Origin of the sequence: Rhizobium sp. 42MFCr.1 (genome assembly GCF_000377185.1) — a bacterium.
GTDB lineage: Bacteria > Pseudomonadota > Alphaproteobacteria > Rhizobiales > Rhizobiaceae > Rhizobium > Rhizobium altiplani.
In genome coordinates this window covers 147602-166597 of sequence record NZ_KB897826.1, presented here as the reverse complement: position 1 = coordinate 166597, position 18996 = coordinate 147602, and the positions used below count along the sequence as shown (strand labels likewise).

16 protein-coding genes are annotated in these 18996 nt (G+C 62.1%); 5 read left to right on the top strand and 11 right to left on the bottom strand.

Annotation, left to right across the window (positions count from 1 at the left end; genetic code table 11):
- Positions 1–57: 57 nt before the first annotated feature.
- Both C934_RS0111870 and C934_RS0111865 read right to left on the bottom strand, forming a co-directional pair.
- Positions 58–1416, bottom strand: coding sequence for a putative bifunctional diguanylate cyclase/phosphodiesterase (locus tag C934_RS0111870; protein ID WP_025659431.1), 1359 nt, complete (start codon positions 1414–1416; stop codon positions 58–60).
- Between the two features lie 123 nt (positions 1417–1539).
- Positions 1540–3261 carry a response regulator gene (locus tag C934_RS0111865; protein ID WP_018856936.1) on the bottom strand — a complete coding sequence of 574 codons (1722 nt, stop codon included), beginning with the start codon at positions 3259–3261 and terminating at the stop codon, positions 1540–1542.
- 176 nt (positions 3262–3437) lie between these two features.
- Here C934_RS0111865 and mutL point away from each other — a divergent pair, with 176 nt between their 5' ends.
- Both mutL and C934_RS0111855 read left to right on the top strand, forming a co-directional pair.
- Positions 3438–5252: a DNA mismatch repair endonuclease MutL gene (gene mutL, locus C934_RS0111860; RefSeq protein WP_018856935.1), complete on the top strand. Its 1815-nt coding sequence runs from the start codon at positions 3438–3440 to the stop codon at positions 5250–5252.
- Positions 5253–5319: 67 nt separating this feature from the next.
- Positions 5320–5550, top strand: coding sequence for a DUF2093 domain-containing protein (locus tag C934_RS0111855; RefSeq protein WP_007530431.1), 231 nt, complete (start codon positions 5320–5322; stop codon positions 5548–5550).
- 31 nt (positions 5551–5581) lie between these two features.
- On the opposite strand, the gene lpxK is transcribed toward C934_RS0111855, so the two are convergent.
- The 6 genes from lpxK to C934_RS0111825 all read right to left on the bottom strand — a co-directional run bounded on the left by lpxK (position 5582) and on the right by C934_RS0111825 (position 11397).
- Positions 5582–6622, bottom strand: coding sequence for a tetraacyldisaccharide 4'-kinase (gene lpxK, locus C934_RS0111850; RefSeq protein ID WP_018856934.1), 1041 nt, complete (start codon positions 6620–6622; stop codon positions 5582–5584).
- A 106-nt stretch (positions 6623–6728) separates the two neighbouring features.
- Positions 6729–7442: an HAD family hydrolase gene (locus tag C934_RS0111845; RefSeq protein ID WP_018856933.1), complete on the bottom strand. Its 714-nt coding sequence runs from the start codon at positions 7440–7442 to the stop codon at positions 6729–6731.
- A 13-nt stretch (positions 7443–7455) separates the two neighbouring features.
- Positions 7456–8775, bottom strand: coding sequence for a lipid IV(A) 3-deoxy-D-manno-octulosonic acid transferase (waaA, locus tag C934_RS0111840; RefSeq protein WP_018856932.1), 1320 nt, complete (start codon positions 8773–8775; stop codon positions 7456–7458).
- Positions 8776–8916: 141 nt separating this feature from the next.
- On the bottom strand, positions 8917–9162 hold the full coding sequence (locus C934_RS0111835) for a DUF4170 domain-containing protein (protein WP_018856931.1): 246 nt from the start codon (positions 9160–9162) through the stop codon (positions 8917–8919).
- 61 nt (positions 9163–9223) lie between these two features.
- Positions 9224–10033: a 3'(2'),5'-bisphosphate nucleotidase CysQ gene (locus C934_RS0111830; RefSeq protein WP_026371756.1), complete on the bottom strand. Its 810-nt coding sequence runs from the start codon at positions 10031–10033 to the stop codon at positions 9224–9226.
- Positions 10034–10050: 17 nt separating this feature from the next.
- Positions 10051–11397 (bottom strand): TldD/PmbA family protein, encoded by a 1347-nt coding sequence (locus C934_RS0111825; RefSeq protein ID WP_018856929.1) that lies wholly within the window; start codon positions 11395–11397, stop codon positions 10051–10053.
- A gap of 118 nt (positions 11398–11515) precedes the next feature.
- Between C934_RS0111825 and C934_RS0111820 the strand changes: the two genes are divergently transcribed.
- Entirely contained in the window at positions 11516–13324 is a 1809-nt protein-coding gene (locus C934_RS0111820; RefSeq protein WP_026371755.1) for a monovalent cation:proton antiporter-2 (CPA2) family protein, read from the top strand.
- Positions 13325–14942: 1618 nt separating this feature from the next.
- Positions 14943–15092, top strand: coding sequence for a hypothetical protein (locus C934_RS35115; protein WP_167354932.1), 150 nt, complete (start codon positions 14943–14945; stop codon positions 15090–15092).
- A 15-nt stretch (positions 15093–15107) separates the two neighbouring features.
- Here C934_RS35115 and C934_RS0111805 read toward each other — a convergent pair whose 3' ends face one another.
- The 3 genes from C934_RS0111805 to C934_RS0111795 are packed head-to-tail and all read right to left on the bottom strand — an operon-like array spanning position 15108 to position 18420.
- Positions 15108–15983, bottom strand: a complete 876-nt coding sequence (locus tag C934_RS0111805; protein WP_018856925.1) for a patatin-like phospholipase family protein — start codon at positions 15981–15983, stop codon at positions 15108–15110.
- Positions 15984–16025: 42 nt separating this feature from the next.
- Positions 16026–16586: a 16S rRNA (guanine(966)-N(2))-methyltransferase RsmD gene (gene rsmD / locus C934_RS0111800; RefSeq protein ID WP_018116136.1), complete on the bottom strand. Its 561-nt coding sequence runs from the start codon at positions 16584–16586 to the stop codon at positions 16026–16028.
- Complete coding sequence (locus tag C934_RS0111795; RefSeq protein WP_018856924.1) at positions 16567–18420, bottom strand: pseudouridine synthase; 1854 nt, start codon at positions 18418–18420, stop codon at positions 16567–16569. The genes rsmD and C934_RS0111795 overlap by 20 nt, the downstream gene beginning before the upstream one ends.
- A gap of 90 nt (positions 18421–18510) precedes the next feature.
- Here C934_RS0111795 and C934_RS0111790 point away from each other — a divergent pair, with 90 nt between their 5' ends.
- Positions 18511–18948 (top strand): nucleoside deaminase, encoded by a 438-nt coding sequence (locus C934_RS0111790; protein WP_018856923.1) that lies wholly within the window; start codon positions 18511–18513, stop codon positions 18946–18948.
- Positions 18949–18996 lie beyond the last annotated feature (48 nt).

Genomic DNA, 18996 nt, shown 5'->3' with positions numbered 1-18996 from the left:
ATGCTGCGCAGTGAGTACCGCGTAACCGGTGGCGTCCGAAAGGGCGCCATCGGAGTTTCAGGCGCTGACGCGATCAGACGTGTCGTAGTAGTTCTCGTGCAAGAACCGGAGCGTGGCAATGCTGTCAGCGGGCTTGCCGAAATGGTAGCCCTGCCCCATACCGCAGCCGAGCGAACGCAGCTTGACGGCTTCCAGATAGTCCTCGATCCCTTCGGCGACCACTTCCAGGTCGAGCCCCTCGCACATGGTTAGGATCGCCTTGATGATGTGCTCCGAGGCGCGATCGGAATTGATGCGCGACACGAAGGCGCGATCGATCTTGATCTTGTCGAACATAAAGTCGCGGAGGCGGCCGAGGCTCGATTGACCCGTCCCGAAGTCATCCAGCGAAATGCGCACGCCGGCCTGACGGAGATCCGCAATGATCCGGTTTGCCGTGTCGGCCGAGCCCATCACCGCAGTCTCGGTGATTTCGAGTTCGAGCCGGTGCGGATCGAAGCCGACACGACCGAGGATCGACAGGATGCTGCTGCTCGTCCCCGGATCCATCAACTGCGCCGAGGAGAGATTGAAGGAGAGGAAAAGTTCGCGCGGCCAGGAAAGGGCAGCCTCGGCCGCCTTGCGCAGGAGCGCCTCGGACAGCGCATCAATGAAGCCGCGCTCCTCCGCCAGCGGGACGAAAACGCCCGGTGACACAAAGCCAAGATCAGGATCGTTCCATCGCGCCAGAGCTTCAAAGCCCACGACCTGGTTATTGGAAAGTGCGACGATCGGCTGGAAATGCACGTCGATCACATCGGAGATGATGGCATTGCGCAGCGCCTGTTCCAATTGCGTCGCGCGCTTCATTTCCTGGGCGATCTCGCGGGAATAGACGGTGATCTGGCCACGGCCGCGGCGTTTTGAACGGTAGAGCGCGGTTTCGGCGCTTTTCAGCAGTTCGTCGAATTCCTCGCCCGCGAAGGGATAGATCGAAAAGCCGAAGGATGCCGACAGCCGCACATTGCGGTCGCCGAGATCGTACGGCGCCGACAGGACTTCGCGTATCATCTGGCCGAACTTCTCGGCGCTGGCCCGCTCGAACACCAGCGGCAGGACAAAGGCAAATTCATCGCCGTCATGACGCGTCACGAGGGCACCGTCGGGAATGCAGGCCTTCAATCGATGGGCGACCTGGCAGAGAATTTCGTCTCCCGCCGATGAGCCGAAAAGATCGTTGATCGGCTTGAAGGAATCGAGATTGGCGATGCCGATCGTAAATGGTGCTGGATCGCTCGCGCGTTCGGCTGAGATCTGGGCAATCCGGTCGCGCATGCGGTAGCGGTTGCCGAGCCCGGTCAGTGGGTCGGTATAGGCCATTGTCTGAAGTTCATTCTGACTTACGGGCACCAGAGGCATTTCAGCCGACATCATCATTCAGACCCAGACTGCACCAACGGCAGGAAGGATGGCGGGCAAGTCTTAAGAATTCGATAGTGGATCGGTCACGTTGGAACCGTGTTTTGTCCCAAGATTTAGGGAGTTGACGAGCTTTGTTCGTCACATGCTGGCCTGTCTGATGTCCTGGGCAAGGTACTGTTGAAAGATCCCTTGAAGAATATCTGGGCTTACCGGCTTCATAATTACGTCGTCCATTCCAGCCTTTGCGCACTCAGCTCGATCGCGCTCGAAGGCTTGCGTCAGAACACCGATGATCGGCGTTCTTGCACTGCCGCCTTCCTCTGTCTGGCGAATCAGCCGCGCCGCTTCGAAACCGTTGAAGCCCGGCAGAGAGATATCCATCAGGATGATTTTCGGCTGGTGCTCTGTCCAGAGGCGAACGGCTTCATCGCCGCTTGGGGCGATCATGTAACGGTAGCCGAGGCCTTCGAGAATCTGCGAGAAAACGATCTGGTTGATGTCGTTATCTTCGGCAACGAGCACGTCGAGCGTGTTCGCCTCCTCCACGGCAGTGATTTCCCAGTCGGTGTCAATGCCTTCGGCCATCTGGCCGCGGTTGCTGCGGTTGAAATGACGGGCGATCTGGAAGGTGAGCTCATTGGCGAGCTGGAAGCCGTCCATCGCCAGTGCCGGGATGCCGTATTGCTCGGCGAGCTCGAGGCAGCGCATGCCGAGCTGGTTGTCGATCACGAGCAGGTCGAGCACGATGCCGGACGAGCTCGCGATTTCCAGGAACTGTTCCTCCTCGTCCTCGCCGCGAACCGAGCAGGCCTCGAAACCGTATTTGGCGAGGGTCCGCAGGGCCGCGCCTTCTGCCACGACATCCGATGTCACGACGAGGATCTTGCGACCGGAGAAGTTCTCCGGGACGATCGCCTCCATTGCCGCCGGCTCGCGCCGTTCGCCGTTTCCGCTCATCGGAACATAGGCGCGCCGATAGGAATTCTTGCTTGACGTCGTGACCGTCGATGCGAATCGGAACTCTTCTAGATCGTCGCCGTCGCGCGGCAGATCCTGCATGGTCGAGACAAGAAAATAGCGCCCCGGCTTGCCGATCCGGTGCTTGCGCGTGACGATGTCGCGTTCGACGCCGTCGCGGGAGACCTGCCGCTGACGGGAAATCGACATTTCGCCCGTCTCCAGAACATGACGGTCGCTTTCCTCGAAACGCTGGGCGACATCCTCGGAGAACAGGTCGCTGCTCTTGCGGCCAAGCACTTCATCGACCGTCGTCTGATACTTGTCGCAGAAGGCGATGTTGACGGCGACGTAATTCAGATTGCGGTCCTTGACGAAGAGCGGGAACGGCAGGTTGTCGAGGATATCCTCCGTGAGCTGCACACGCTCGAGATCGGAGCGCCACTGTTCCTCGCGCTTCTTGTTCTCGGAAATGTCCTGGATGACGCAGACGCCGTAGCCGCTCGCAAGGCGCCGCTTGCCAAACCTGATCCACCGATCCGCACCATGCCGCTCGACGGCCTCGAAGCGCTCGCGCCAGTGCGAGGCGATCTTCTGGGACAGCCAATCCTCACGGCTCATCGCACCTTGGTTGCTGGCCGACTGCGTGCGGATGCCGGTGTCGTAGATGGCGCCCAGGAAGTCCCGCAACCGCCTCCCCGGCTTCAGCATCGCCGCCGATATCGGAAAGAAATCGAGAACCTGGCGGCTCGCAAAGACCATGTGGTCGGTCTTGTCATAGACGATGAATGCGGCGCCCAAGCTCTCGCATACCGCGTCAAACAGCACCGTCTGCAGGCTTGATTCAGCCGGCATTTCGCTGCTTACAGATGATGTGTCCGCTTGTTCGAAGCCGGCACTCATTCCTACGCGTCCCACATCTGTCCGATTTAAACCCAGTCCTCGGAATAAGTTGCAAAATGGCACCTTTGTCTTAAGGCGCGCTTAATATTAAGCAGCCGGAATTAGGGCGTGCAGAACGGAAAGGCGGTGGCGCTTTCGCCCTTCCCTCGGACCCGCGAATCCAAGAGAATAGGCGCATGGCCATCAGACAGCTTTCAGAGACCCTCATCAATCAAATCGCCGCCGGTGAAGTCATCGAGCGGCCCGCGAGCGCCGCTAAGGAGTTGATCGAAAACGCCCTCGACGCAGGCGCGACGCGCATTGAGGTTGCGACGTCGGGCGGCGGCAAGAGCCTGCTGCGGGTTTCGGACAACGGGTCTGGCATGGATGTTGCGGATCTGGAGCTTGCCGTACGACGCCACTGCACCTCGAAGATCTCAGATACGCTGGACGATATCCGCACGCTGGGTTTTCGCGGCGAAGCGCTGCCATCGATTGGCTCGGTAGCCAGGCTCAGCATTTCGAGCCGCCGCCGGGACAGCGCAGGCGGCAACGAAATCGCCGTCGAGGGCGGGAGAATTACACATCTTCGCCCCTCACCCGGCAATCCGGGCACGATCGTCGAAGTTCGCGATCTCTTCTTCGCGACGCCGGCCCGCCTGAAATTCCTCAAGACGGAAAAGGCCGAGGCTGCGGCGATCACCGAGGTCGTCAAGCGCATGGCGATTGCCTTCCCCGGGGTGCGCTTCGTGCTCTCGGGGACTGATCGAACGACGCTGGAGTTGCCGGCGACGGGTGACGATCATCTGGCGCGGATGGCGCAGATCCTTGGCAAGGATTTTCGCGACAATGCGATCGAGATCGATGCGGAGCGGGAGGGCATATCGCTGACAGGCTTTACCGGCGTGCCGACCTTCAATCGCGGAAACTCGGCCCACCAATATGCCTTCGTCAACGGACGCCCGGTGCAGGACAAGCTGATCCTGTCGGCGATCCGCGGCGCCTATGCCGAGACCATCCCAGCCGGGCGTTATCCGGTCGCAGTACTGTCGATCAGGCTCGATCCGGCCCTTGTCGACGTCAACGTGCACCCGGCCAAATCGGATGTGCGCTTTCGCGACCCGCAACTGGTGCGCGGCCTGATCGTCGGCGCCGTGCGCGAGGCGCTGGCGCGTGACGGCAGCCGGGCAGCCACAACGGGTGCAGACGGCATGCTGCGCTCCTTCCGGCCCGGTTTCCAGCCTGGCGCCCAACGGCCCCAACAGCCTTGGTCGGCGGCGACCTCGCCATCGCGTCCATTCCACCAGGCTGCAAACGGCAGCTTCGGCGAACGGCCGCAGGCCTCCTTCGACGGCCTTGCGACGCCGACGGCCCGCAGCGACATCGCCCCTACCCCAAGAATGCCGGTTGCGCCGGAAGAGCCGCCACAGCGCTATCCGCTGGGTGCCGCCCGGGCGCAGATTCACGAAAATTATATCGTGGCGCAGACGGATGATGGCCTCGTAATCGTCGATCAGCACGCCGCGCATGAGCGCCTAGTATTCGAGGCGATGCGCAAGGCGCTGCATTCGAAACGGCTCGCCTCGCAGGTGCTCCTCATCCCCGAAATCGTCGATCTGCCGGAAGAGGATTGCGATCGGCTTATGCAGTTTGCCACCGAGCTTGGCGAGCTGGGGCTGGCCATCGAGCGCTTCGGCTCCGGCGCGATCGCCGTGCGTGAGACACCTGCCATGCTGGGAGAGGTGGACGCCACGGGACTTATCCGTCAGCTGGCGGACGAGATCGCCGAATGGGATACCGCCTCCGGTCTGTCGGCCAAGCTGGAATATGTTGCAGCGACCATGGCCTGCCACGGATCCGTGCGTTCGGGCCGACGGCTGCGACCCGAAGAAATGAACGCCCTTCTCCGTCAAATGGAAGTTACTCCCGGCTCAGGGCAGTGCAACCACGGACGACCGACCTATATCGAGCTCAAGCTCTCGGATATTGAACGGTTGTTCGGCCGTAGCTGAAAAAGCTGGAAAAGGCCGCTGCGGCGCGTTATGGCAGGGGTATGACAGCCTGCAAGGAATGGAGCGCATGAACTTGTTCGAAGGAAATGGAAACCGCGAAGCGCAGATACGCTATCTCGATGCGGATTTTCAGATCCTGTCGCCGGGCTCCTACGTCGTATGTGCAATTACCGGCAAGCAGATCCCGCTCGACGAGCTGCGCTATTGGAGCGTCGCGCGCCAGGAGCCCTACGCCGATGCCGTAGCCTCGCTGGAGGCTGACAAGCGCGCTGGCGTTTTGCCGAACCAGAAGCGCTGACGCTGAACACCGGCACCCCGAGATTTTCCGATTAGGCCTTCCGCCCTTCCTTCAAGCGCCGGTCGCGGCAGGCATTGATGGCCCGATCGATGATGAGACTTGGCGCCAGAGCATCCTCGAAGGCCATCTCCACCTCAATCACCCGGCATTTCGCCGCGAGTTCCTCGGCTTTGCCATGATGGCCGGCGAGCCGGACGAAATCCTTCGACGTCGTGACAATCTGAAGGCCGTCGCTCTCTGCCGTTGTCAGAATGTCGTCGATCTCGTCATCGGTCAGATGCTCGTGATCACCGAACGAGCGGCGAGCGGCGATATGCCCGCCGACGGATTCGACGGTGCGGAAGAATTTCGACGGATCGGCAATACCGGCAAAGGCCAGCACGTTGCGACCGGAAAGATCGGCGCTGTCGCACACCTTCAGGGAAGCCGTGAAATAGGGTTTGGCGGCGCGCGCCGCGATCCGAACGATATTGTCGGCCGCTTCGCCCCCGCCAACCTTCAAAAGGGCTGTCGCGTAGCGCAACTGCTGACGGATGGGCGCGCGTACAGGACCACCGGGAACGATGTGGCCATTGCCGAGGCCACGCGTGGCGTCGATGACCAGCAACGCATAGTCGATCGCCAGGCGAGCGGTCTGAAAACCGTCATCCATGATGATCAGGTCCACGCCTTCCTTGACGAGGCGCTGGGCCCCTTCGACACGGCGGCGGGAAATCACGGTGAGCGCCTCTCGAGCGAGAAGCAGAGGTTCGTCCCCGACAGCCAGGGCGCGGTGATGAACCGGATCGACAACAGTCGTGACATCGAGGGAACCGCCATAGCCACGGCTCAGAAAACCAGGCTTCAGCCCCTTTGCCTTTGCCGCGCGGGCGATCGTCAGCGCCGTCGGCGTCTTACCGGCGCCGCCGACGGTGAAATTGCCGACGCAGATAACGGGCACGGGAACCGAGGCACGCTTGGCGTTGGCCATCCGATAGCCGGCCGCACGCCCATACAGGAAGGAAATCGGATAGAGCGCCCAGGCACGCCAATCGGCTTTCGACCACCAGAAGGGTGGCGCTTCGGATACCATTTTCCCCGCCCTGCCTTTCGGACCCCGAGCGTCATGCTGACGGGCTGTGTCCTCGACCGGGCGGAAAGAGAAGGTAAATTTCAAGAAAAAGCAAGCCCTTGGTCAATCAAGCAAGCTGACGGTCGGGCAGCAGGCCTTCAAGCTCGGTGATGTCGTTCAGGCAGTAATCGGATGCGGCAGCGAGCGTTTCACGCGATCCGGTGCCAGTCAGTACGGCCACGGTCACGCCGACCTTGGCGTTGCGGCCCATGTGCAGATCGTGGTTGTTATCGCCGACAACGGCGACCTCGGAGGGATCAAGGCCTGTCGCCGTGCAGAAACCAAGCACCATGCCCGGTTCCGGCTTGGTGCCGAAGCCACTATCGTATCCGGCCACATAGTCGATGAAGGGCGCAAAGCCAAAGCGCTGGGCGGTTTGCCTGATCGAGCGCTCGTTGTCGCTCGAGGCGACACCGAGGCGAAAGCCGCGTGCATGCAGCCGACCGAAAAAGGCGGCCAGATCAGTGACCGCTACGGAAAACTCGGCGGCATGAGAAAAGAGCTCGTCCAGCTTGATCGTCAGCTCGATCACGTCGAGCATCGAGCCGGCCGCGACGAGCCCCTCCGAAATCTGGCGCGTGTTGCCGGCCGCCAGCAGACTGTCGGGAACGATGTGGCCGCTGACGGGATCCATGCCGCAAGCCAGAAGCAGCCGGTCCGCGAGTTCGGGATCGCCTTCCGAAGCGATGCGCGCTAGCTCGCGGTTCACCGGCAGCCAGCTCTCGTCGTAGTCGAGAAGCGTGCCGTCCTTGTCGAAAAGTATTCCCTTGATTGCCTTCATAGCCGCCCTGCCCTCAGCGCTGCAAAGCCGCCTTCGGCAGCAGCCTCGCCTTCACGGTGAGCGGATTGATATAGGGCTCCAAGCCCTTCACCGTCGCCGTCAACGCGCCCCGCATTTCTTGCACGGCGCCGATCCCGGCTTCGATCATGGTGCGACGCGCTCCGTCGTTGGTGAGCAAATAGTGGACGCCCTTGGCAAGCATCTCCGTATCGCGGACCATGCGCGCGCTGCCGCGCCGCGCCAGCTTCTGATAGGCTTCGCGGAAGTTCTGCACGTTGCTGCCCGACAGCACCGCGCAACCGAGCATCGCCGGCTCCAGCGGATTTTGCCCACCTTCGGCAAACAGCGAGCGCCCGACAAAAGCAACCTCCGTCAGGCGCAGGTAGAGGCCCATTTCGCCGATCGTATCGCCTAGGAAGATATCGACATCAGGGGCCAACGCATCACCGCGCGTGCGGCGGGCGACCTTGAGACCCAGCTTGACGAGCTCGGCTTCGATGTCGTCGGCGCGTTCCGGATGCCGCGGCACGATGATCGTCAACTGCTCGTCCCGCTCCTTCAGCGCCCGATGGACGATGCCTGCGGCCTTTTCCTCACCGTCGAAGGTGGAGATCGCTGCCCAGGTCTTGCGGCCGCCGAGCTGCTTCTTGTAGTCGGCGAATACCGCAGCATCGTAAGGCGGGGCGTCGGTATCGACCTTGAGATTGCCCGACATCATGACGTGGCGCGCGCCGAGATCGCGGAAGCGCTCGGCATCGACATCCGATTGCGCAATAACAAGCGCCAGGTTCTCGAACAGGGCTTCCGCAAGTGCCGGACGCCGACTCCATCGCGCGAAGGAGCGGTCCGACATGCGCGCGTTGACGAGGATCTGCGGGATGCGGCGGCGGCCAAGTTCCATCAGGGTCGCCGGCCAGATTTCGGACTCAGCGATCAGTACGCAGTCCGGCTGCCAATATTCAAGGAAACGGCTGACGGCGGGCTTGAGGTCGAGCGGCACGTACTGATGGATCGCTTCGTTGCCGATGCGCTCAGCGGCCAGCTTGGCGGACGTGATGGTTCCGGTGGTCAGAATGACGTGGATGTCGCGGCGGCGAATTTCGCGGATCAGCGGAATGACGGCGTTGGTTTCACCGACGCTTGCGGCATGGAACCAGACCAGCGGTCCGGCCGGACGGTCGGCGCTGGCATAGCCCGAGCGCTCCAAACGGCGCGCACGGTCTTCCTTGCCCTTCGCGGCCCGATAGGCGAGGTACCCTCCGACGAACGGCGTCAGCAACGTTCCCGTTGCCTGATAGGCGCCCAGCGCAAACCGCGCCATGCGACCGCTCATCTGCCAAATCTCCGATCACAAATGATCGACATCAACCCATTCCCAATTATTGTTGCGGCCGCAATGGCCGATCAGTTTGTTCAGAATGCGTCAGGCAGTCAGTCGGCTCACGGCTGTTAGCGAGCCGCGCCCGGGGGAGGGTTACTGCGCAGACTTGCTTTCCGGGTCCAGCAAACGGTGCATGTGGACGATGAAGTAGCGCATATGCGCATTATCCACAGTCGATTGCGCCTTTGACTTCCAGGCCGTCAATGCCGTGGCATAGTCCGGATAAATGCCGACGATATCGAGATCCTTGAGGTCCCTGAACTGAACATCGTCCAAGCTTTCCAGTTCGCCGCCGAATACGAGATGCAAGAGCTGCTTTTTGCCGCCGGATTCCGTCATTTTCTTCTCTTTCTGCTCTATTCTCCTCCGCCGCTTCATCTGAGGGATTTTGACGGAAACGTCAACTGCCTCGTCGTTCACCGATCCCGGTTATAAGATCGGCGAGTCGCGGCCCAGCGGCGGCGCAGAGTTCGCCATGGCTGACCTGCATGCGGTTATAGAGCGGCACGTCCCCGCGGAGATCAACCAGCCGGCCTCCGGCGCGCTCGAGTATGAGATCCGCGGCCGCGAGATCCCAATCATGTGAATTGTGCTTGATGAAAGTGCCGTCAATTTGACCGTCGGCAACCATGGCAATGCGATAGGCAAGGGACGGCACGTGCTTCACGCGCTCGATGCGATGCTTGAACGGTTCCGGGAATGCCTTGAGCACATCCTCCGCGATGGCAAAGCGCCCTGGTGCATCGAGCGGTTTTGTCGATACAGTAATCGGCCGCCCGTTCTTCAGGGCCACGCCACCTTCGACCGCCTCGAAGAGTTCTTCCAGAGCAGGAGCGTAGAGAACGCCGGCGACAGGTCGCCCGTGGCGCACGACCGCGACGCTCACGCACCACAGATCCATTCCCGCCAGGAATGCCCGCGTGCCGTCGATCGGGTCGATGATGAACAGCGTGTCCCGTGAGAGCCGATCGACGCTGTCTTCAGTTTCTTCCGAAAGCCAGCCATAATCCGGCCGGGCTGCGCGGAGAATGGATTCAAGCGTCCGGTTGGCCGCGAAATCGGCGGCGCTGACGGGCGATCGCCCCTCGTTCTTCCACCAGACCTCAGGCGCTTGATTGAAATAGCCGAGTGCGACTTTGCCGGCCTGCCTGGCAGCATCTGCGATCAATTCCAGATCGCTCCGCCAGAGGGCTGTGTCCACGTCAGTCATTTCGGCAATCCAATCCATCAGCGCCCGGCGAGCGTCATTCCCTCGATCGCAAGCGTCGGAGCGGCGACACCAAACTTGCGGTCGATGTCGTTTGCCGGCGTAACCCGCATGAACATGTCCTTGAGGTTCGAAGCGATCGTCACTTCAGACACGGCAAAGGTCAGTTCGCCATTCTCGATCCAAAAGCCGGTCGCGCCGCGGCTGTATTCGCCGGTGATCATGTTGACGCCATGGCCGATCAGCTCGGTCACATAGAAGCCGTTACCGACACCGCGGATCAGGTCCTCGGGTGAAATGTCGCCCGGCTCGAGAGCGAGGTTCGTCGCGGATGGCGTCACCGAATTGCCGCCGCGCACCCCGCGGCCGTTGGTTTCCATTCCGATCTCGCGGGCCGTCGAGGTGGAGAGGAACCAGTGCTTGAGAACACCGTCCTCGATCATCAGAAGTCGTTCGCCGGATACGCCCTCGCCATCGAAGGGGCGCGACGACGGGCCACGTACGATCAGCGGATCGTCGGAGATCGAGAGCCCCGCCTTCAAGACCTGTTGCCCCATCTTGTCGCGCAGGAAACTGGTCTTGCGTGCAACGGAGGCGCCATTGATGGCCCCGGCAATATGTCCGACGAAGCCACGAGCAACACGGGGATCAAAAACGACGGTGATATCCTTGCCAGTATCCACCTGGCGCGGGTTGATGCGCTTGACCGTGCGCTCGCCGGCCCGGCGGCCGATCTCGGCGGCATTATCCAGCTCGCCGAAATAGATGCGGCTGTCGAAATCATAGTCGCGTTCCATCGCCGTGCCTTCGCCGGCGATGACGCTGACGGATCGGCCGAAACGCGAGGCCATGTAGCTGCCCTGGAAACCGTGGGAGGTGACAAGAACAAGGCCACCCATGCCGGCCGAGGCTCCGGCGCCGGACGAATTGGTCACGCCATTGACGGCAAGGGCCGCGGCTTCCGCCTCGAGGGCGGCTTCGCGGAGTTGGTCGGACGACACCTCGGTCGTATCGAGGAGCTCGAGATCCGGATAGGAATTCGCAAGCCTGTCCTCGTCTGCCAGGCAGGCGAACGGGTCTTCCGGCGACACCTTGGCCATCGCCACGGCCCGCTCGGCCAAAGCAGAAAGATCGAAGCCCGGATTTGCCGAGACACTGGCAACGCGCTTACCGATGAAGACGCGCAGCGAGAAATCATCGCTTTCTGACGATTCCGTGCTCTCGACCTTGCCGAGGCGCACGCTGACCGATTGCGATCGCGAGCGCACGACCACCGCATCCGCGGCATCGGCGCCAGCCTTCTTTGCCAGGTCGATCAATTGGCTTGCGCGGGAAAGAAGCGTCGAGGAGTCGATTTCTGAAGACATGATTTGGCCTTTCCTTCGCGTTCCATTTATTGTGCACTACGAAAAGCATCAAGGTCGCGTGAGCCGATTCTTTTGCCCGCCGCTTGTATGCCTCCCCGCATTGAAAGAAACTCGCCTGATGTCAGAGCCCAACACTCTCTTCGCCGAGACGATCCTGCTCCTCGGCGGCGCCGTGGTTTCGGCGCCCATCTTCAAGCGCCTTGGTCTCGGAACGGTGCTCGGTTACCTGGCTGCCGGCGTCGTCATCGGCCCGATCTTCCATGGATTGACGGATGGCGAAGAGATCCTGGATGTTGCCGAACTCGGCGTCGTCTTCCTCCTGTTCATCATCGGGCTTGAGCTGAAGCCTTCGCGCCTCTGGCAAATGCGGCGTGACATCTTCGGGCTCGGAACCGCGCAGGTGGTGGCGACCGGTCTACTGCTGACGCTGTTGAGCGGCCTTTCCGGCGTTCTCGACTGGCGTGGCAGCATCGTTGCGGGTTTCGGGCTTGCTCTCTCCTCCACCGCCTTCGCGATGCAAATCCTCGAGGATGAAGGCGACGTGAATACGCGCTACGGGCAGCGCTCGTTCTCGATGCTGCTGTTTCAGGACCTTGCGATCGTGCCGCTGTTGGCCCTGATCAGTATTCTCAACGGCGGCAAGGGCAGCGGAACGCCCCTGCTGGACTTCGCGATCGCCATTGGTGCTGTCGGCGCGATGATCGTCATGGGACGCTACTTGCTGACACCGCTCTTTCAGATCATCGCCCGCACCGGGGCCCGCGAGGCGATGATCGCCGCCGCTCTCTTCGTGGTGATGGGATCGGCGAGCCTGATGCAGCTTGCCGGACTGTCGATGGCCATGGGCGCCTTCCTTTCTGGCGTGATGCTGGCCGAATCCTCCTATCGCCACGAGCTGGAAGCGGACATCGAGCCCTTCCGCGGCGTGTTGCTCGCTATCTTCTTCATCGCCGTCGGGCTTTCGATCCAGCTCGAGGTACTCAGAGACAACGCACTCTTCATCATCGTCGCCGTGCCTGTTGTCATGGCAGCGAAGGCCTTGGTGATCTACGTACTCTGCCGCGCAACCGGCTCGCCGCATGACGACGCTATCAGGATCGCTTTTCTGCTGCCGCAGGGCGGCGAATTCGGCTTCGTCCTGTTTTCGGCCGCTGCCGTTTCCGGCCTGATGCCGACGAGTACCGCCTCGCTGCTGATTGCGATCGTCACCCTGTCGATGGCCCTCACGCCGATCGGAACGATGCTCGCCAAGCGGCTGCTGTCGGGCAATCAGGAAGAACAACTGGACGAGGATTTCGAAGGTGCCGGCGCGGATGTGCTGATGGTCGGCTTTTCGCGTTTCGGACAGATCGCCGCCCAGATTCTGCTCGCCGGCGGGCGCGCCGTGACCGTCATCGACTTTTCAGCCGATCGCATCCGGCAGGCTTCCTCTTTCGGTTTCCGGATTTACTTCGGCGACGGCACCCGAAAGGACGTGCTCAGGGCCGCCGGCATCGACCGGGCGAAGATCGTTGTTGTTTGCACGCAGAAGCGCGAGATCACCGACAAGATCGTCGAACTGGTGCAGGCGGATTATCCACACGCAAAGCTCTTCGTGCGCTCCTACGACCGCATCCACTCGATAGCGCTGCGCAACCTCAACGTCGACTACGAACTGCGCGAAACGCTGGAGTCAGGCCTGCTCTTCGGCCGGCGAACGCTCGAAGCCTTGGGCGTCGGCGAAGCGGAGGCCTATGAAATCGGCGAGGATATCCGCAAACGCGACGAGGCGCGCCTCGTGCTCCAGGTCACCGAAGGACTGCAGGCCGGCCGCGACATGCTTTTCTCGCAGCCGGTCAAACCGGAGCCGCTCATGAAGCCAAAGCGCGCCGCTAGCTTCGACGAGGACCCGCTGGCGGGCACGGCAGAGGTGACGGCCGACGCTTAGAACCCTTTCACGTTAGATTGAAACGTTCTGCTTGCTCAAAGGATGCCCGCGTGAGCGACGATGTGATACACCCTCATCGATCCCTTGGCCTTCGCGTCTGATAGGAACTCGACCGGTAGTGGGCAATCTCCATCTTTCCCAGATCTCAAAAGTCACATGAACCGCCGCCTTTGGGCGTGAAGCCATCTGCGCAGGCGGGGTTCGCGGGTTCATTTAGCGAGCGGGCTCCCGGCCCACCGGTGGTACATGACGAACTGATTGCAGTGAGCAAGAGAAAAGCGAGTGCTGCGATTGGCTTGTGCAAGCGGGTCATGGAACTCTCCAATTGAGCATCCTACAAAGCCTGACCGCCAAAGTTTTCCAATGCCAAGTTCCGGGCTCGGGGGTCTACTGCAACAGCTAAGCGGCGGCAAGCATCCCATGGCATGATGAACCTGTACTCGCCCGTTGGAAAGAGGACAGGCGACGGGCTCTCTGGCGCGATCATATTTATGGCCCTTGGGGCCAGAAGCGTACAACTAGATGCCTTATCTGCAGACCGATGAGGATTGCTGTAGCCGGGAACGCAACCTGCAACGCGTAGTAGACAAGTCGAAGGAAATCCGGGTCGGGAGCACTCCACAAGTTGCCCCACTCGAGATACCGAGGTCTATGTATTGCTCGATCCATCGGAAAACGGCATCAGCCACCTCTTCGGGCCCGGCACCGACTTTGTCGAAGGCTCGTGTGAGGAACGGCACGATCCAGGCATTGAACAACAGGCTGCCGGCGGCGCCGCAGACGCCCCCCTGCCAGAAACTACTAGTGTTTGTCCCGTTCACCATCAAAGCAAGCATGCTCTTGCAATCGGGCCGTGTTAAGTTATCCGTTCTAGTTAGATATCGCGGGGGCGTTTTGCCACCTTGTAAAGCCGCGTTGAGAGGCGTGGCAGGTTCGTTAGAGTTTGATGAGCGTACTCCCCCGGCTGGGTCGTCGAGTCATCACTTGTATTGAGCCACAACTTAGGCGATTTTCTCATGCCCTGCCTTACTCAGGCGGGCTAACCCGGAGGATGTTATGAGTCTCAAGGCTATACTCGGATCTTCGCTTCTCTCATGTGCACTTGCTCTGGTCGTATTCGTCTCACCGGTCGCGCTTCCCCAAGAAGCGAGCGCTCAGATCATCATCGGCTCCGGCAGCAGCCTGAACCACGGGCGACCGATAACCTGCCTTCAGGGTGCGAGGCTGCTTCGTACCCGGGGATTTCGCGACGTCATTCGGGATAATTGCCGCGGGAGGTACTTTACCTATCGCGCAATCCGCAATGGGAACCGCTACGAGATAGGGGTCCGTCAAAGGGATGGGCGCATCGTCGACGTGCGCCGCACTAGCCGACGGTGGTAACCTTCCTGCCGGGCACCCACGAATGCTGGCTACGACAAAGCGCGCCACGGCGAACCGGGCGGGCTGTGTTGATGTCCGAGCCATAGCCCGGACGAGTGAGGATGCATCCGGAGATCAATTCCGGGCAGCGCATCGAACCTACGCTCTTAGCTACCCGTTGCCATCGCCATTGATTTGCGGGAGTATCCGCTCCGGCCCCTGAGGCCCGCGCAGTCTTCGATGATAGGACAATGCCATGCCTCTACGCTGTCTTCTGGCCGTCGCGGCCATCGCGATCCTTGCCCTTTCCGGGTGTGCAACCACCGGCTCGGGCGCAGGGAATACCACCTACGCAACTCCCGCGGGGATTGGCCCGGTTCGTGGGGCCGGCATTAACGGCTACTAAGCCTGGGCGAAGCTTCTAGGAGGCGATCCGCGCCTCGATCTCCCGATCGAGTGCGTATTTCAGTTCGTCCTTGACGCCGACCGACATGGACAGGACTTGGCGCGCCTTGAGGAAATCCATCACGCCGATGCGCCCGACTGCGGGGCGAAGGAAGATGTGCGGCGCCTGCAGCCGCAGCTTCAGGGAAATCGCGGTCTGCATCATCAGCTGGCCGGAGCCGAAGATACTTTCCATCCGGTTTGGAATGTGGGCGCCATCTCCTTCCGGCGCGCCTACGACGTCGATGCCGATGACGATGTCGGCGCGATCCATCAGGCATTCGTAAGGCACGGGATTGCTGATGCCGCCATCGATCATCACCCGACCGTGCAGCCGCACCGGCATGAAGACGGCGGGGATCGCGGAGGAAGCCGCCAGCGCCGGGAGCAGCGCTCCCCCGCTCGTCAGCACCTCGCACTGGCCGTAGTAATCGGTCGCCGTCACTGTCATCGGGATTGAGAGGTCCTCGAAGCGATCCGGCAGATCGGCGGGCAGGAAGGCTTTCAGGATACGCTCGAGATTGAACTGGCCGATGCGCACGCCGTTGGCAACGGCATCGCGCACCGTCTGCGGTCGCAGGCCCCACAGGCGGCTGACAACGGCAGCCTTGTTGCCGACCGTCATCATCACATGTTCGCGGATGGCTTCGCCGGTCATTCCGGCCGCCATCCCCGCGCCCATGATCGAGCCGATCGAGGATCCGGCAATCGCCACGGGGCGAATGCCGAGCTCATCCAGCGTTTCGATGATGTGGATGTGGGAGAGGCCGCGCGCGCCGCCTCCGCCGAAGGCAACAGCAACAGTGGGCATAGCTCGTGATATGCCGCGTGGGGCAGGCAACTCGGTTTCCATCGTCCCTGCCTGCTGCACCGCTGCCCCCGATTTCCTCAGCCCTTATTCGGGCTGATAGCGGAAGAAATGAACCTTGGTATCGCCGAACGTTCGGTTTTCCAAAAACAGATAGGAAGGATCGACCGAAACGGCAACGTCTGCGCGTTCCTCAAGAACCGCAATCGCGCCCGGTTGCAGCCAACCGCCCTTGGCGGCGGCGGCCATCGCCTTTTCGCCGAGACCCTTGCCATAGGGCGGGTCGGCAAACAGCATCTGGAACGGCTCGAGATTACCGACGCTGCCGAGATCGGTCGCGTCGCGCCTCAGGATGCGCGTCCTGCCATGCAGGCCGAGCGCATCGATGTTTTCCCAAAGCAGGCCCCTGCCCTCGACACTGTTTTCGACGAATAGCGCATGGCGGCAGCCGCGGGAGACGGCTTCGAGGCCGACGGCGCCGGTGCCGGCAAAGAGATCCAGTATCCGGGTGCCGTCGACGCATTCCGGATAGGCATGGCTCAGAATATTGAACAGGCTCTCACGCGTCCGGTCGGCTGTCGGCCGGATGTCGTTTGACTTCGGTACGGCAAGCGGCCGTCCGCGAAATTCACCGCCGACGATCCGCACCGCGCGTCATTCCCTTTCCTTTCGGTCCACCCCGCGACGGCCCGCCCGAAGGCTTGCCACCGCCGCCCGGCCTGTCGCCCTTCGGCTTGCCGGAGAAATTCTTGCCGCCGCCGGGTTTGCCGCCGAAGCTCTTGCCGCGCGGCTTGTCACCAAAGGACTTGCCGGCCGGACGCTCCGAACGGGCCTCGCCCGAGAAGCTCTTGGCGCGAGGACGCTCGTCGCCCTCGGCGCGGGGGCGCCGATCGCCGCGTGGCTTGTCGCCAAACGGGCGGTCGCCACGGGGACGATCCCCAAATGAACGCGGACGCTCGTCACCCTCTTCGCGCGGCTTGCGATCCCCGCGAGGGCGGTCACCGAAGGGACGGTCGCCACGCGAAGGGCGATCGCCGTGCGGTCTGTCGCTGCGGGCGGGACGGTCGCCAAACGAACGTTCGCCGCGCGCCGGGCGGTCACCAAAGGACCGCTCACCGCGAGCCGGACGATCCCCGAAAGAGCGCTTCCGGCCGAAGCCCTCGTCGCCTTCATCCTTCGGCTTGCGAACGATCTCGCTGGAACGGATCCACTCGCCCTCGTCATCGCGGGCGCGGTTGATCTGAACGCGCGGCCGGTCGTCGCCGTGACTCGAGCGCTCGGGCTTTGCGGAACCCGGAGCCTCGCCGCGTTTGCGGGCGGTCTTCGCATTCTTCTCGGCCTTGGCGGCCGCCTTTTCGCCGAGCGGTCGGGCGCCCGGCGCCATCCAGACATTGGCGTTGCGGCGGCTGCCGAGCGCGGGGCGCTTCGGGCGATCATCGTCCATGCGGCCACCATCGCGACGGTCATCACGGCGGTCGTCCCGCTTGGTGTCGAGGCGGCTCAGCGCACGCTCGCGCTTGTCCTCAGGCTTGCGGGGGCGTTCGCGGCGCTCCGGCTTCGCTTCCGGCTCTTCCTCGGCAACAACAGCAGGCGTGTTGTAGATCGGCGCGTCGAAATTGGCCTTCGCGTCCTCGATCAGGCGCGGGCCAAGCTGGTCGCGCAAGGTGCGGCCACGCACTTCGACGACGTCGCGCTCCGGCAGGTCACCGAGCTGGAAGGGGCCGTAAGAAATGCGGATCAGACGGTTGACGTCGAGACCGAGCGCGCCGAGCACGTTCTTGATTTCGCGGTTTTTGCCTTCGCGCAGGCCCATGGTGAGCCAGACGTTCGAGCCCTGCGTGCGATCGAGGGTCGCTTCGATTGCGCCGTAGAGGACACCATCGACGGCAATGCCGTCCTTGAGCTTGTCCAGCGCGTCCTGGTCGATCTCGCCGTGGGCGCGCACGCGGTAGCGGCGTAGCCAGCCCGTCGTCGGCAGTTCCAGCGCGCGGGCGAGGCCACCATCGTTGGTCAGAAGCAGCAGACCCTCGGTGTTGATGTCGAGGCGGCCAATCGACATGACGCGCGGCAGGTCTTCCGGCAGGTTATCGAAAACCGTCGGCCGTCCCTCCGGGTCCATGTTGGTGGTCACGAGGCCAGCGGGCTTGTGATAAAGCCAGAGTCGTGTGCGCTCGATCCCGCGGATCGGAACGCCGTCCACCTCGATCTTGTCGGCCAAGGTGACGTTGACGACGGGCGTGTCGAGGAGCTTGCCGTTCAGCTTGACGCGGCCGTCCATGATCATGCGCTCGATATCGCGGCGCGATGCGACGCCGGCGCGCGCCATCACTTTCGAGATGCGCTCGGCCTTGGCATCGCCCTCGGCGACGTCGTCCGCCTCGGTCTCGACGAGCGCCTTTGCCGGCTTGGCACCGGATTTTGGGCCGGCATTGCGCGGGGATGGCTTGCCGCCTGGCCGTTTTGGCTTGTCTTTGAATGTCATTTGTTGTTTGCCTGCCTTTTCGGGCCTTCCTATCAGGTCGCGCCCCTGCGGTTAAGTGGAAATTGTCGGATCGTGAAGACAAATCAATTTATGGAGCTGGCGCTGGACCAGGCCCGCGCCGCCCGAGAGCGTGGCGAGGTGCCGATCGGAGCGGTTCTGGTGATTGACGGGGCCGTGGTCGCCGCGTCAGGCAACCGTACGCGCGAGCTTAACGACGTGACCGCCCATGCCGAAGTCGCCGTCATTCGAATGGCTTGCGAAGAGCTTGGTCAGGAACGGCTGACCGGCGCCGACCTCTACGTCACGCTGGAACCCTGTACGATGTGCGCGGCGGCCATATCCTTCGCGCGCATTCGCAGGCTCTATTATGGCGCGGAAGACCCTAAGGGTGGCGCCGTCGACAACGGCGTGCGCTTCTACCAGCAACCTACCTGCCATCACGCCCCGGACGTTTATTCCGGCTTGCAAGAAACGACATCCACCGAAATCCTTCGGACATTCTTCGCGCAGAAGCGGGATATGCCGTAACAGGAGCACGAAGATCGGGCCGCCCGCAGGATCTTCCTAGCCTGCCAG